The following is a 14507-nucleotide window of genomic DNA, read 5'->3' as shown; positions in this document are numbered from 1 at the left end:
AAATTAAAACATTAATACGAAACAGAATTGAATTGGTAGTTAATTTACTGATAATTTTAGCAATAGCAGACATTAACATTCTTTATGAAAGAAAAAAATTTTAAAATCCGTACCTTTGCGTAAACTAAATTCATTTTCCTAACCCACCAAAAGTATGGAAATCAAAGACAATCAATTATTAAGACAATTTGAAACCCAAACCGATCTCGGTTTATTGGTCATGGAATATGCTGTGCAAGAAAGAAAGTTGTTTTTAACTAAATTAAATCATCCGGAAGACCTTAACCTAGAACTAATTAACGATTTCATCAAAGCAGTTCTTTCAATAGCTGAAGAACGAAAATTTAAAGTGGTCCCTACTCATCCTAAAGTAGCTCATTTTTTCAGAAAAAATCCGGTTTACAAAGAACTACTTCCTCCCGGTATAAAATTATAAATTATGAAATGTCCGCTTTGTTCTTCGCCATCCAATCATTTTTATACACACCAACACCGTGAGTTTTATTTTTGTACCAGTTGCTTTTCTGTTTTTTTAGATGATAAAAACTATCTTACAGAAGCAGAAGAAAAAAAGCACTACGAATTTCACAATAATGATGTAAATGATAAAGGCTATCAGCAATTTGCATCGCCTATTGTGAAAGCAGTACTAGACGATTTTACACCCAAACATTCCGGTTTAGATTTTGGTGCCGGAACCAACTCGGTGATTGTGAAATTATTGAAAGACAAAAAGTACAACATAGTAGAATACGATCCGTTCTTTTCCAACCATCCGGAAGTTTTGGAAAAACAATACGATTACATCACGTGTTGCGAAGTGATTGAACATTTTCACCATCCGTTTGAGGAATTTAAAAAACTATACCAACTCCTTAAACCCGGCGGAAAACTCATCTGCATGACCGATTTTTTCTCTGAAACTCAAAATTTTGATTCGTGGTATTACAAAAATGACCATTCCCATGTGTTCTTCTATCATCCGAAAACAATGGAATGGATTAGTAGAAATATTGGGTTTTCGAGTTATACGATGGAAGGAAGAGTGACTGTGTTTGTGAGGTAATTTAATTAAAGATTTGTTTGTTTTTCTATCTTCATTTTAATTTGTTTCTCAAACTCTTTAATTATTTCATTTTCCTTTTTACGGTTGATGAACCAATGTGTAAACAATTTCAAATCACCACGTCCATAAGAAACACAATTAATTAATATACTTTCATTTTCATAGAGGACAATTATTTCTTTGCCATAATCAAATGAAAACCAATTCCAATCTAATGTAGCTTGTGTAAATTGAATGTTATTTCTGTAAATCTGCCATTCTAGGCTTTCAAATATATGAGTGATAATTTTTTTATTTTCTTTAGGAGAAAGACCTTTTATTTTTCGCAATTTGTTAATATTTAGCAAAGCGTAAAAAAATGAAATAGTAAGCAATAAAGTAATAATAAAAAGGGTTGTTGGAAAAAAAATATCTGCACCAATATTTAAACTTCTTTTCAAATTTATAAAAGCAATAAATGGAAATACTATAATAAAAAGTAAATTCATTAAAAAATCAATTACTTTTTCAATAAAGGAATTTTTTCTATAAACCTTCTGACTTTTAATTGATTTCTCTACATCAATCTTCTCTAATAGCATCTCCTTCAATGAAATTTACAAAACCGCTAAATCCCTCACAAATTCCAACCTCACCGAACCATCTTCATCAATCTTCGTCAGTTTGATTTCGTGTAACGTATTCACCAATTCCGGATTCCAAGGGGTTTTTACTTTTACATAATTTTCGGTAAAACCGTGAATGTAGCCTTCTTTATTTTCGGCTTCAAACAAAACGGTTCGCGTTGTTTCGAGTTGGCTTTCATAGAACGCTCTTCTTTTCTTTACAGACAAACCACGAAGCATTTTACTTCTTTTGGAACGAATATTGGCCGGCACAACTCCATCCATTTCAGCGGCTTCTGTGTTATCTCTTTCAGAATAGGTAAAAACATGCAAATAAGAAATATCCAAGTCATTCAAAAAGTGATAGGTTTCCAAAAAATGCTCATCCGTTTCACCGGGAAAACCGACAATCACATCCACACCAATACACGCATCGGGCATTACTTCACGGATTTTGTTCACGCGATCTACGTACAATTCTCGCAAATAACGACGTTTCATTTTCTTCAAAATGTCATTGCTCCCTGATTGTAACGGAATATGAAAATGCGGTACAAAAGTTCGGCTTTTGGAAACAAAATCAATCGTTTCGTTTTTTAATAAATTCGGCTCGATAGACGAAATTCGCAATCGCTCAATACCTTCTACTTCATCCAACGCTTGTACTAATTCTAAAAAAGTATGTTCGTGTTTTTTATTACCAAATTCACCTTTGCCATAATCACCAATATTCACACCGGTTAACACGATTTCTTTGATGCCTTGCTGCGAAATTTCTTTAGCGTTTTTCAACACATTTTGCAATTCATCACTGCGAGAAATCCCACGAGCTAAAGGAATGGTACAATAGGTACATTTATAATCACAACCGTCTTGCACTTTCAAAAAAGCTCGGGTTCGGTCGCCAATGGAATAGCTTCCCACATAAAAATTAGCTTCTTCAATCTCACAAGAATGTACTTCGCCTAAATCATTCTTGGTCAAATCATTCAAATAATCGGTAATTTTAAATTTTTCTGTCGCACCCAAAACCAAATCTACACCATCCACGGCAGCCAATTCTTCAGGTTTCAATTGAGCATAACATCCCACCGCAGCCACAAATGCTTTCGCGTTATTTTTCAATGCCTTTTTGACAATTTGTTTGAATTGTTTATCAGCATTTTCGGTCACCGAACAGGTATTAATCACATAAACATCAGCAACTTCTTCAAAATCAACGCGTTCAAAACCTTCTTGTTGAAAATTTCGAGCAATAGTAGACGTTTCTGAAAAATTCAGTTTACAGCCTAATGTGTAAAAAGCGACTTTTTTTGGGCTTGCTATCATATTCTGCATTTCCTAAAATTGGAAAAAGGGTTTCTTTACTTATATTTACCCTATTAAAAAGAGTGCAAATTTACACACAATATTTGGTAAAATGAAATCATTACTTCGCTATCTATCACTATTTTACTTTTTTACAGTATTCATTTCCTGTGGAAATAAGAAAGCGGAAACCAATGACAACCTCGTTTTCAGATACAATGAAAGTGCAAACATTGCCACGTTAGATCCCGCCTTTTCCAAATCGCAAAACATCATTTGGGCGTGTAATCAATTGTTCAATGGTTTGGTTCAGTTGGATGATAGTTTACACATTCAGCCCGATATTGCTAAACGTTGGACGATTTCGGAAGATGGAAAAACCTATCAATTTGTACTTCGAAGTGATGTTTATTTCCACAAGCATCATTTGTTTGGGAAAGATTCCACCCGAATTGTGAAAGCAAGTGATTTTGAATACAGTTTGAATCGTTTGAAAGACGAAAAAATCGCTTCGCCGGGCGGATGGATTTTGCAAAATGTGGAAGGTTTTCAAGCAATAAATGATACGATTTTTGAAATAAAATTAACTAAATCATTTCCGGCTTTTTTGGGATTGTTATCGATGAAATATGCGTCGGTTGTTCCAAAAGAAATCATCGAAAGTCCGAATTACGATTTTAGAACCAAACCCATCGGAACCGGCCCATTTCAATTTAAATTTTGGGAAGAAAATGTAAAATTGGTCTTGCGAAGAAATCCCATTTATTTTGAAAAAGATGAAAACGGAAAGCAATTACCTTATTTAGAAGCTGTTGCCATTACTTTTTTACCTGACAAACAAAGTGGTTTTTTAGAATTTATTCAAGGAAAAATTGACTTTGTTTCCGGTTTAGACCCTTCTTATAAAGATGAAATTCTGACACAAAAAGGCGAATTACAACCAAAATATGCAGATGATGTAAATTTGATTAGCGGTTCTTACCTCAACACCGAATATCTGGGTTTCAGAATGGATGGTTCGGATAAAACGATTTTGGACAAACGCATTCGTCAAGCCTTGAATTATGGTTTTGATAGAGCAAAGATGATTACGTATTTGCGAAACAACATGGGAATTCCGGCCACAAGTGGAATCATTCCTAGCGGTATGCCGAGTTTTAACAACCAAAAAGGCTATGATTTTGACCCTGAAAAAGCTAAAGCATTAGTGGCTGAATTTGTCAAAGAAACCGGCATTAAAAAACCAAAAATCGTTTTGAGTACCAATGCAACCTACATTGACATTGGGGAATTCTTACAACGCGAATGGCAAAAAATCGGCTTGGATGTGGAGATTGATGTGAATCCGCCATCCACTTTACGCCAAGCAATTGCGACCGGAAAAGTGACTTTTTTCAGAGCGAGTTGGATTGCCGATTACCCGGATGCGGAGAATTATTTATCGCTTTTTTACAGTAAAAACTTTGCACCCAACGGACCAAATTATACGCATTTTTCGAATGCTAAATTTGATGTCTTATACGAAAAAGCCTTTTTAGAAACCAATGATGCCAAGCGATTTGAACTATACCAACAAATGGATCAAATCATCATTGAAGAAGCTCCTATAATTCCTTTGTTTTATGATAAAGTGGCACGGTTTACGAGAAAAAATGTGGAAGGTTTGGGAATTAATCCGTTGAATTTGTTATCTTTAAAAAAGGTTAGGAAGATTTAAATCTTGGCTCGCAAAAGTGATTTCTCGCAAAGACGCAGAGACGCAAAGAAAAACTTGGCGACTTTGCGACTTTGCGAGAAACAAAAATAAATTACTCCTTCCTCCACTTCTTCGTCTCTTCAAACACATGCTCTAAAATCTTCGCATCTTGTTCGGTGAATTCAACATGACGGCGAGACATCACAATACGAGCGGTTTCGAACGCTTTTTTAGTGATATAGGTTGTAAACCCGGCAGCTCCTCCCCAACTGAAACTCGGCACAAAATTTCGTGGAAATCCGCTACCGAAAATGTTGGTAGAAACACCAACAACCGTTCCGGTGTTAAACATGGTGTTGATACCACATTTACTGTGATCACCCATCATGAGTCCGCAAAACTGTAAACCGGTTTTTTCAAAACCACCTGTTTCGTAGCTCCATAATTTTACTTCTTCGTAGTTATTTTTGAGATTAGAATTGTTTGAATCCGCTCCAATATTGCACCACTCACCCAATACCGCATTTCCTAAAAATCCGTCGTGTCCTTTGTTGGAATAGCCAAACAGAACGGAGTTATTTACTTCACCACCAATTCGGCAATGTGGACCAACGGTTGTAGCTCCATACACTTTAGTGGCTAATTTCACTTGTGCTTCTTCGCATAAGGCAAATGGACCGCGAATGACAGAACCTTCCATGATTTCAGCGTTATATCCAATATAAATCGGTCCGGTTGAAGCGTTTAACGTAACAAATTCAAGTTTTGCACCTTTTTCAATAAATACATTTTCAGGAGCAATTACATTCACACTTTTTGGAATGGGTTGTGATGTTCTACCTTCGGTTAACAATTCAAAATCTTCGCGGATGGCAGCATCATTTTTGGCAAAAATATCCCAAGTGTTTTCGATACGGAGACCTTCTTCGTTATAATCGATGATTTCATACGAATCAAAATCTACTTCTTCTTGGGTATCATTGGTATAAAAAGCCACTACTTCATCCCCTTTAAAAATAGCTTGGTTTTTTTCTAAGCTTTTGATCATTTCTACCAATACTTCATTCGGTAAGAAAGAGGAATTGATTAAGATATTTTCATCCATTTCAACCATTGGGTATTTTTCAGATAGGTATTCTTCGGTAATGGTTGTGGTGGTATAGCCTAAATATTTCTCCCATTTTTCACGAATGGTTAAAATTCCGATGCGAATATCAGCTACCGGACGTGTGAATGTAAAAGGTAAAAGTGCATTACGAACCGGTCCGTCAAAAAGTATGTAGTTCATTTTTATTTTTTTTGAAATTCAAAGTTATAAAAAAGCCCTCACAATATGGAGGGCTTTTTAAAATTTAGTTTGGTTAGGTTGTTTATTGTTTAATCAACTTATGTGTTGATAATGTTCCTTCGCTGTCTTTTGCTAAAAGAATATAAGTACCATCAGCAAGTGATTGTATAGAAATCGTTTCGTTTACCACAGCAGATTCGTATACTCTTTTACCATTCATGTCATACAATTCAGCAGACACAACTTGTACTAATGAACTGGATTTAATTGTTACCAAATCTGTAGCAGGATTTGGATAAACTGAAAAAGATGAAAAGGCGTTATCTCCGACAGATAAAGTAGAACCTTCAACTACAGACATTATTTGGTTTGGATCAGGATTGTTAAAAGTATCTACAATTCCTGAAGGCCAACGAACAATAACTTGGTCAATAGTGGTAGCTTCTCCAATTCCAAAGTGTACATTTAATGAACTCATGTATTCAAAACCGTCACCACTTCTAGCGTCACGAATTTGTTTTCCCCATGCACCATAAATTTCAATTCTGGCACCAATTCCATTTCTATTACTTTCAACACCTTGTAGATTGAATTTAATCCAATTGTTGCTATTACCATTGTTTAAACGTAAAGTATTTCCGGTTTGAAAATCTAGAAAACCATCATTATTCAAATCTCCTACAGCAGCTACACCAAATCCAGTGGAAGAAGCTACAAAAGTACCATCTCCTAAATTATACATAATTTTAGATCCACCTCCCATTACATCTACAAAACCATCATTATTAAAATCATGTGCAATATGTTCTATACTTGTACTAGTATTGGTATCCCAACCTGATCCAGCGGTAATATCTGAAAAAGTGCCATCACCATTATTCTCCATAAATTTATGAGAACCGTCAGCAAAAGAACTTGCTCCAACAACAACATCCATGTCTCCGTCATTATCAAAATCAGCCCAAGCGGATGACCATGTTTGAAGAGGATCACGAAGGTTTGAATCTACAGAAACATCTGAAAAAGTTCCATCACCATTATTTCTATGAAGTTCATTGAATTTAGCTCCGCTAGAGCCACCTCTACATTTCGCAATAAACAAATCTTGGTCACCATCATTATCATAATCAATCCAAATTGAACCGTAATTTCCTCCTGAAGGGAAAATCCCTAAAGAAATTGCACCTGGAGTAACATTTGATTGATAAAAATCAAACTCTCCAGTTCCATCATTCAAAAAATAAACGTTAGGTTGAACATCATGACAAGAAAATGCATCTAAATGTCCGTCGTTGTTCAAATCAATAAAATTAGTTCGCTGACAAAAAACATAAGGTTCAAAACTAACTTGCTCAAAACCTGATTCATTTGACTTCATAAAAGTTACACCACTTCCCCCACCATACATTAAGTCATTAACGCCATCACGATTATAATCACCGGCAGCTAAACTCCAACTTGGCATATTCTCCGCAGTTGTTGTTACATAATCAGCAAAACTAAACGTTCCGTTTTCATTTTGAGTGTGGATACGAATATTAGTGGAACTTACTCCAACAATATCATCCATTCCATCCGCATTCATATCAACCACACAAATGTTATACTGACTGCTAATACTACTTACGTTCATGTTACTAAATGTAACAGGATTTCCCGGCACAACTTCTACAGGTGCTTCAATCAATTGAAAGGTAAAATTACCCGTAGACCATCTGTTGTCAAAAGCTATCAAATAAGTTGTATTTGCAGTAACGTTAAAAGTTGCTATAGAGGAATAATTTGTATCCCCAACACCACTGTCATCATCACCAGCAAAACAGGATAAATTACCACAATTTCCGGTATATACATGAAAACGAGTATCTCTTCTTGGTGTATTTTCATCTATGTCAGTTGTAATAGTCACAGTGTAATTTTCGCTAGGTGTATAACTGAACCATTCTGATTTAGCGTTGTTTTCAATTAAACCATTTTCTGCACAAATAGGTTCTGCTACATCGGCACCATTGATACCATCTACTAAATAAAGCCCAGGGCCACTCAACACGGTTGGCTCAGCACAAGTCGTCTGAGCTATCGCAGAAAAAACTCCGGATAGTAAAAATAAAATTAATGTAATTTTTTTCATGATTATAAGTTAGTTAAATTTATTTAAAATTATTCGCAAGGTCCCAGAGAATTGATCCAAGCCTCAATCAATGCTAAACCTTCTTCGTGAACTAAAGTTCTGCCTACTAATGGCATCATCACTGCCGGATCAGTTGAACTCAAACGGTGATATAACATGGAACGATTTATATTTCCGGGAGTTACAATTCTGCCCAATGCAGATGGAAATCCTGCCATATCTTGCGTATTTACACAAACACCCATGTTACCTAGATCTGCAGATTCACTGAAGGCAAAACGCATCGGTCGGTAATCACAATGACTATTATTTCGATGACAATGAGCACAATTGATATCTACATAAGATCGTGCACGCAAATCCAAAGGTTGTGACTCATCTTTGTAATTAACAGTGGTTAATATGTTTGAGGGTAAATTATTTTCTAAATAACCCATTTGTACCCATTTTGCCAATTGATTTTGAGAACCTGTAACATAATCATAGGGTACATTAATATTTTGTGGTTTAATACCAATTGGAATAGCAACTTCATTTGATTTGTGGCAGACAAAACACTCTCCTTCGGATGGAATTCGGTAATTTGCACTTCGAGAAGTATTGTTTTCATCCAACCACGAAATGGCTGTAGTACTTCCATTCATATCTAAAAACGCTTCTGTTTGCTCATCATTCCAAACATATTCTGCAAAAATCCAACCGGTTGACTTTCGTATCATTAATCGTGATTCAATAATACGAGTTGTATTGGATGGTTGTACATTATTGTAATAAAAATTTTTAATAATCACAGCTCCTACTGGCAACTCTAACACATTACCATCACCATTGTAGGTTGCCAACGTTCCTTCTGGCATCCAAACAAATCGTTTTTTTAAAGCATAATCGGTAAACAATGAACTTGCAGGTTCATAAGGCAAAACACCTAAAGTAGGATTTTGATCCTTCATTACACCAACAAAAAATTGGTAATCGGAAAGTTTTGGATAGGGAACTAAAGATAAATTTACATTAACTCCTGAAATAACGGTCAATGTAACGGTTGCTGGATTGGAAGTATTACCTTGAGTATCTTGAACAGTATAAGTAATTGGAGTTGGACTTGATAAAAAATTCAAAGCAGGAGTAAAAGTTAAAACCCCGGTAGTATTTACTGTCCATATTCCTTCTCCTACTATTTCTTTTCGATCTACAGTTCCGTTTGAATCAGAATCAACACCATTAACTAAACTTACACTTGCAGGATTTACATTGTCACCGGTAGTATCATTTTCTAAAATATTTACAACAGCCACATTCCCGGCTATGTATGTAGAAACATCATTCGTAGCTACCGGTAAATCATCCGGTTCTGTGTATTTATCATCGTCAGAACAAGAAATTAAGAAGGCGGTAAATAATGCTAATGCAATAAAAGCAGTAATAGCACCATAAATCTTTTTCATCTTTTATTATTTATGCTTCAAAATAACATATTATTTATTTAATGAACAAGTTTTTTGTCTAATAACTTTGAATTTTTCGATAATCTTCAACATTTATCGTCAAAGCAATAAATCAAAAACTAATTATCTATTGAATCGTCAGCTCGCTTTAAAATAGATTCAGGTAGTGCTTTTTTAGCTTTGGCACCCATTTTTTTCAATCGCTCCACGCTACCAATAAGATTGCCTTTCCCTTCAACCAATTTACCCATGGCATTGCCATACTCGATTTTGGCTTCTTCCATTTTTTTTCCAATTTTGATTAAATCCGAAACCAATCCCTCAAATTTATCATACAAAGCTCCGGCTTGTCGGGCAATTTCCAAAGCGTTTTCTTGTTGCTTTTGGTTCGTCCACATACTGTCAATAGTTCGTAAAGTAGCCAATAATGTAGTTGGTGTCACAATAATGATATTCTTCTCAAATGCTTTGTTATACAAGGAATTATCTTCATTCAAAGCAATCGCAAAAGCCGATTCAATTGGTATAAATAACAAGACAAAATCCGGACTTTCCATTTGATACAAATCGTGGTAATTTTTATCACTCAATTGCTCTACATGACGTTTGATAGAGTTGATATGGTCTTTCAAAAATCCAACTTTTTGCGAATCATCTTCCTCATTCGCATAACGTTCATATGCCGTTAGCGAAACTTTAGAATCGACAATCATTTTTTTGCCATCGGGTAAATTGATTACTACATCGGGTTGCACTCGATTGCCCTCTTCTGTCACAAAACTTTGTTGAACTTCGTATTCGCGTCCTTTTTCTAAACCGGATTTTTCAAGAACGCGTTCTAATATTAATTCGCCCCAATTGCCTTGCATTTTGCTGTCACCTTTCAATGCCTTGGTTAGATTAAGTGTTTCTTTGCTCATTTGCTCATTCATCTCTTTTAATCCAACAATTTGCTGACGAAGAGCAGCGTGGTAATCAATACTTTCTTTATGCGTATCTTCGACTTTCTTTTCAAAGTGCTGAATTTTTTCCTGTAAAGGCGATAAAATAATTTTAAGGTTTTCTTTATTTTGTTCTGTAAATTTTACTGTTTTTTCTTCCAGAATTTTATTAGCTAAATTTTCAAATTCTTTGGTAAATTTTTCTTGCAATTCCTCTACTTCTTGTTTTTGCTCTTTGTTGCGTTGCCAAAGATTTTCAAAATCGGCTTCCTTTTTGGTGAGTTGGAGGGATAAAGAATCTTTTTCGCGACGAATTTCCTCTTTATCTTTTCTCTCTAATTCCAAATTTTTGGCAAATTGATTTTGCTCTTCTTGAAAACGAACTTTCAATTGGTCAATTTGGGCTAAAAGTCCATTAATCCGTTCTTCTAAACTTGATTTATCAGATTTGGATTGAGCTGTAAAAAGTTGTTTTCCAATAAAAATTCCAATGGCTAAAGCAATAATGAATACAATTGTAAAAAGAATAAGGTCTGACATATGGCGATGATTTTTTTGAAAAGTAAAAATAAGTAAAAATGATATGAATCGACATTTATTTGATTACAAATTTCCCTTTTGAAGCATCGAATTGAATATGTTCGTTTTTAAACAAAGAAGAAAAAACACCTTTCGAAATCAAATTACAAGGCTGGTCCTGAATCACAGTTTGTCCATTCATGACAATCATTTCATCACTCAATTGAATAGCTATATCAATATCGTGTGTAGAAAATAAAATGCATTTTTGGGTTTCAATAGATAATTTTTTCAACAATTTAAAAAGTGAAACTTTGTGTAATAAATCCAAATGCGTGGTGGGTTCATCCAAAACAATAAGTGGTGTATTTTGAGCCAATGCTCTGGCTACTAATACTTTTTGTAATTGCCCATCACTGATTTCGTAATGTTTTTGATGGATTAAATGATGAATTTCAGTCAATTGGATGGCTTTATCTATTTGAATTTTATCTTCTTCTGTTAATTTTCCCAACCAATTGGTATAAGGTTGTCTTCCCAAAGCAATCAATTCATAAACGGTTAAATTACTGGGTGGTAATTTTTCGGTTAAAACAACGCTGATTTGCTGAGCTAAATCCAAAGGTTCAATTGTTTCGATTGATTTCTGATTTAATAAAACCGTTCCGGAAAGTGGTTTTTGAATACCGGTTAACGTTCGCAACAAAGTGGATTTTCCAATGCCGTTGGCTCCCACCAAACCGATTAATTTTCCTGGTTCCAATTGAATGGAAACCTCAGAAGCAATGGTTTTGGTTGTTGTTTTGGTGGTATAGCCTATGGAAAGGTTTTGGGTTTGGAGAATCATTTTTTTTTTTGAGGTGCTAAGGTACTGAGGTTATGAGTTACTAAGGTTTTTTAAATCATTATTTTCTGCTTTCGAACCAAAAGCCAAACCACAACCGGTGCTCCAACCATAGAAGTAATAGCATTTATAGGCAAAGTATAATCACTGCCGGGAAGTTGGGCAATACTATCGCAAACTAACATCAAAATGGCACCGATTAACAAAGTACTCCAAAACAAGATAAAATGGTTACTGGTTTGAAAAAGCAATTTAGCCAAATGTGGAACAGCCAATCCCACAAAAGCAATGGGTCCGGCAAAAGCAGTGATGCTTCCTGCCAATATACTTGTAGCAAAAATGATAATGAATCGCGTTTTTTTGAAATTTAAACCCAAACTTTTGGCGTAATTTTCGCCCAACAACAAAGCATTTAAAGGTTTAATACTGAAAATACTCAACACTAATCCCAAACCACAACAAATAGCTAAAATTAAAATGGAATTCCATGGCAAATTAGCCAAGCTTCCCATCGACCAAAAAGTGAATTTCTGTAATTCTTGTGCTGTGCTAAAATAACTTAACACACTCACAATGGCACTGGTAAAACTGCCAAACATAAGTCCTACAATCAATATTGCCATCGTGTCGCGTAATTTTTGGGAAACGACTAAAACGGCCATTAAAACTAAAAAACTTCCCAACGAAGAAGCCAAAACAATTCCGTAATCGGAGATTAAAAAGGAAGGTAAAAATCCGGCTCCCATAATCACAAATGCAACACCCAAACTTGAACCGGAACTTAAACCGAGTACGTAAGGTCCGGCAAGCGGATTCCTAAATAACGTTTGCATCAACAATCCGGAAATGGACAAGCCCATTCCCACTAAAATGGAGGTAATGGCTTTAGGAAGTCGGAAATTCCACAGAATGATTTCCCAAGATGTTTTGATTTCGTTGCCTAAAATTGAATTAAAAATTTCGATTGTTGGAATAGAAACGGAACCTAAACTAACATTTAAGAGAAACGTTCCGAGTAAAACGAAAACTAAAACTATGAATAGTATTTTATTTTTTTGAGTGAACACTAATTTAAACCATTTAGGATTTATTGAACTAAAGTAAGGTGTAAATATACTAAGACTCGAATTAAAATGTGATTGATAAACTATTTCAATTTTTCAAAAAAGTATAATTCGTAGTCCGGTACTAACTCCGGATGAAGAATTTTGATTAAATCTTTTAATACCAAATCCGGACGATTTGAAGCCAATTCATAATAAATTACCCCACCGGTTCTTCCTTTTTTGGAACTGAACGAATAGACATTTTTGTTTTGAACGGCTTTAAAATGTTTGTAATTGGGATTTGCTTTTTCGAGTTCTTCGAAGGAAGTAAATTGCCCGGGACCAATCCAAAAATCGGCATTTTGGGCTTTTTCGAGAACAGTTTCAAAGGATAAGGATAAACTGCCGGTTCCTTCGGTTGCTGCCCAAAGATAATTTCCGCCTGCATTGTCTAGAAATTGGGCTGCCCAACTTTTCCCTTGTGGCAAATACCATTGGTCTTGGTAAATTGCTCCGCTCAAAATAGTTGGTTTTGAAGTGGCTTTTTTGGCTAATGTAATGGCTGCTAAATAATCATTTTCGATGGTTTTGAAAACCTGATTTGCTTTTTCTTCTAAGCCAAATAAAACACCAAACAATTGAATCCATTCGGCTCGACCGAGCGGATGCTGCTCCGTCCAATCACCGTTATAAAGAATTTTCAAACCGTTTTGTTGCAAATTATCATAGGTTTTCTTTTCACCATCTACACCAAAACCGATGATAACATCGGGTTGCATATCGAGTAAAACTTCGGTGTTTAAACTTTGGTTGGTTCCGATTTCACGGATTTTTCCGGTTTCGATTAAGGTTCTGGTTTTTTCGGAAGAAATATAATCGGTGTTAGGAAATCCGACTAATTTATTTTCTACTCCTAATAATTCCAAAGCCGGAATATGCGTGGTGGATGTAACTACAATCGATTTTATCGGAACTTGAATCGCAGCGTATTTTTGTAAACTATCCGGGATTTTGGCGGATGGTTGGTGTAAAATATACGTGTACTTTTTATCGGATGTGGGCCACGGATTGGATACCGTTACGATGGAAAAATCGTCCTGTTTTTGAATGGAAAGTCCGGTCGCGTAGCGAATGTAATTTTCGGGAGATTGGATTTCTTTACTTTTTTTCTCTTTTTGTTGACAGGAAATGTAGAAAAAAGAAAATATTGAAAATAAAATGAGCTTTTTCATGGAACAATTTTTTGCAAAGATAACGGTTTGTAACAAATGTTATCTTCCCGAAAATTTTGACTTTTTAACTTTACAGAAAAAACACAATGCGGGATTCAAATTTGTTTATGTATATTGTTGGGGGAATTATTGTGCTTCATTTTGTAGTGGGTTTTATTTGGTTGTGGGTGAAGATGAATAAGGAAAAATGACAAATCTTAATTCCGTTTTCTTTGAAGCAGGCTCCCCTAGCCCGGATTGTAGTGGAAAGCCTTTTGCAGGATTGTTGCATTTTTTCTTGGTACAAAAAAGCGACCAAAGGGAGCTCTTTTTGTGCCTTAGAAAAAAGCAACAAGACAAAAAAGCTTGGAACGAAAAGCCGGAATAGCTTCTGAAAAAAATTAAGA

The 14507-nt window shown here is 35.2% G+C and carries 12 protein-coding genes; 3 read left to right on the top strand and 9 right to left on the bottom strand.

Translation table 11 applies throughout. The features are described from left to right. Positions 1 to 154 precede the first annotated feature (154 nt). Both ACIQ0M_RS05325 and ACIQ0M_RS05320 read left to right on the top strand, forming a co-directional pair. Positions 155 to 436, top strand: a complete 282-nt coding sequence (locus ACIQ0M_RS05325; protein ID WP_396150473.1) for a GNAT family N-acetyltransferase — start codon at positions 155 to 157, stop codon at positions 434 to 436. A gap of 3 nt (positions 437 to 439) precedes the next feature. After that, positions 440 to 1066, top strand: a complete 627-nt coding sequence (locus ACIQ0M_RS05320; RefSeq protein ID WP_396150471.1) for a methyltransferase domain-containing protein — start codon at positions 440 to 442, stop codon at positions 1064 to 1066. Between the two features lie 5 nt (positions 1067 to 1071). Here ACIQ0M_RS05320 and ACIQ0M_RS05315 read toward each other — a convergent pair whose 3' ends face one another. Together ACIQ0M_RS05315 and mtaB are read right to left on the bottom strand one after the other, a co-directional pair. Next, positions 1072 to 1554 (bottom strand): hypothetical protein, encoded by a 483-nt coding sequence (locus ACIQ0M_RS05315; protein WP_396150470.1) that lies wholly within the window; start codon positions 1552 to 1554, stop codon positions 1072 to 1074. Positions 1555 to 1662: 108 nt separating this feature from the next. Further along, positions 1663 to 2997, bottom strand: coding sequence for a tRNA (N(6)-L-threonylcarbamoyladenosine(37)-C(2))-methylthiotransferase MtaB (gene mtaB / locus ACIQ0M_RS05310; RefSeq protein ID WP_396150542.1), 1335 nt, complete (start codon positions 2995 to 2997; stop codon positions 1663 to 1665). A 94-nt stretch (positions 2998 to 3091) separates the two neighbouring features. Here mtaB and ACIQ0M_RS05305 point away from each other — a divergent pair, with 94 nt between their 5' ends. After that, entirely contained in the window at positions 3092 to 4696 is a 1605-nt protein-coding gene (locus ACIQ0M_RS05305) for an ABC transporter substrate-binding protein (protein WP_396150468.1), read from the top strand. A 91-nt stretch (positions 4697 to 4787) separates the two neighbouring features. Here the strand turns inward: ACIQ0M_RS05305 and ACIQ0M_RS05300 are convergent, their stop codons facing one another. From ACIQ0M_RS05300 to ACIQ0M_RS05270, 7 genes are all read right to left on the bottom strand, one after another. Further along, entirely contained in the window at positions 4788 to 5963 is a 1176-nt protein-coding gene (locus ACIQ0M_RS05300; RefSeq protein ID WP_396150466.1) for a GlmU family protein, read from the bottom strand. Positions 5964 to 6045: 82 nt separating this feature from the next. Further along, complete coding sequence (locus ACIQ0M_RS05295; RefSeq protein ID WP_396150464.1) at positions 6046 to 8094, bottom strand: FG-GAP-like repeat-containing protein; 2049 nt, start codon at positions 8092 to 8094, stop codon at positions 6046 to 6048. Positions 8095 to 8123: 29 nt separating this feature from the next. Beyond that, the gene (locus ACIQ0M_RS05290) at positions 8124 to 9539 is read right to left on the bottom strand and encodes an Ig-like domain-containing protein (protein ID WP_396150462.1); all 1416 of its coding nucleotides are present in this window, start codon (positions 9537 to 9539) and stop codon (positions 8124 to 8126) included. 119 nt (positions 9540 to 9658) lie between these two features. Beyond that, positions 9659 to 11020 (bottom strand): DNA recombination protein RmuC, encoded by a 1362-nt coding sequence (gene rmuC, locus ACIQ0M_RS05285; protein WP_396150460.1) that lies wholly within the window; start codon positions 11018 to 11020, stop codon positions 9659 to 9661. Between the two features lie 55 nt (positions 11021 to 11075). After that, positions 11076 to 11846, bottom strand: coding sequence for an ABC transporter ATP-binding protein (locus ACIQ0M_RS05280; RefSeq protein WP_396150458.1), 771 nt, complete (start codon positions 11844 to 11846; stop codon positions 11076 to 11078). A 50-nt stretch (positions 11847 to 11896) separates the two neighbouring features. Beyond that, on the bottom strand, positions 11897 to 12910 hold the full coding sequence (locus tag ACIQ0M_RS05275) for an iron chelate uptake ABC transporter family permease subunit (RefSeq protein WP_396150456.1): 1014 nt from the start codon (positions 12908 to 12910) through the stop codon (positions 11897 to 11899). 80 nt (positions 12911 to 12990) lie between these two features. Continuing rightward, positions 12991 to 14121, bottom strand: coding sequence for an ABC transporter substrate-binding protein (locus ACIQ0M_RS05270; RefSeq protein WP_396150454.1), 1131 nt, complete (start codon positions 14119 to 14121; stop codon positions 12991 to 12993). Between the last annotated feature and the right edge of the window lie 386 nt (positions 14122 to 14507).

Source organism: Flavobacterium sp. (assembly GCF_044339515.1).
GTDB lineage: Bacteria > Bacteroidota > Bacteroidia > Flavobacteriales > Flavobacteriaceae > Flavobacterium.
The sequence above is the reverse complement of the archived record's forward strand: the minus strand, read 5'-3'. Positions and strand labels throughout refer to the sequence as shown.

Bases quoted from the DNA above. Each gene is read 5' to 3' on its own strand.
- ACIQ0M_RS05305 (WP_396150468.1), top strand. From the start codon at position 3,092: ATGAAATCATTACTTCGCTATCTATCACTATTTTACTTTTTTACAGTA.
- ACIQ0M_RS05295 (WP_396150464.1), bottom strand. From the start codon at position 8,094: ATGAAAAAAATTACATTAATTTTATTTTTACTATCCGGAGTTTTTTCT.
- ACIQ0M_RS05320 (WP_396150471.1), top strand. From the start codon at position 440: ATGAAATGTCCGCTTTGTTCTTCGCCATCCAATCATTTTTATACACAC.
- ACIQ0M_RS05280 (WP_396150458.1), bottom strand. From the start codon at position 11,846: ATGATTCTCCAAACCCAAAACCTTTCCATAGGCTATACCACCAAAACA.
- ACIQ0M_RS05270 (WP_396150454.1), bottom strand. From the start codon at position 14,121: ATGAAAAAGCTCATTTTATTTTCAATATTTTCTTTTTTCTACATTTCC.
- rmuC (WP_396150460.1), bottom strand. From the start codon at position 11,020: ATGTCAGACCTTATTCTTTTTACAATTGTATTCATTATTGCTTTAGCC.
- ACIQ0M_RS05300 (WP_396150466.1), bottom strand. From the start codon at position 5,963: ATGAACTACATACTTTTTGACGGACCGGTTCGTAATGCACTTTTACCT.
- ACIQ0M_RS05315 (WP_396150470.1), bottom strand. From the start codon at position 1,554: ATGAATTTACTTTTTATTATAGTATTTCCATTTATTGCTTTTATAAAT.
- ACIQ0M_RS05325 (WP_396150473.1), top strand. From the start codon at position 155: ATGGAAATCAAAGACAATCAATTATTAAGACAATTTGAAACCCAAACC.
- ACIQ0M_RS05290 (WP_396150462.1), bottom strand. From the start codon at position 9,539: ATGAAAAAGATTTATGGTGCTATTACTGCTTTTATTGCATTAGCATTA.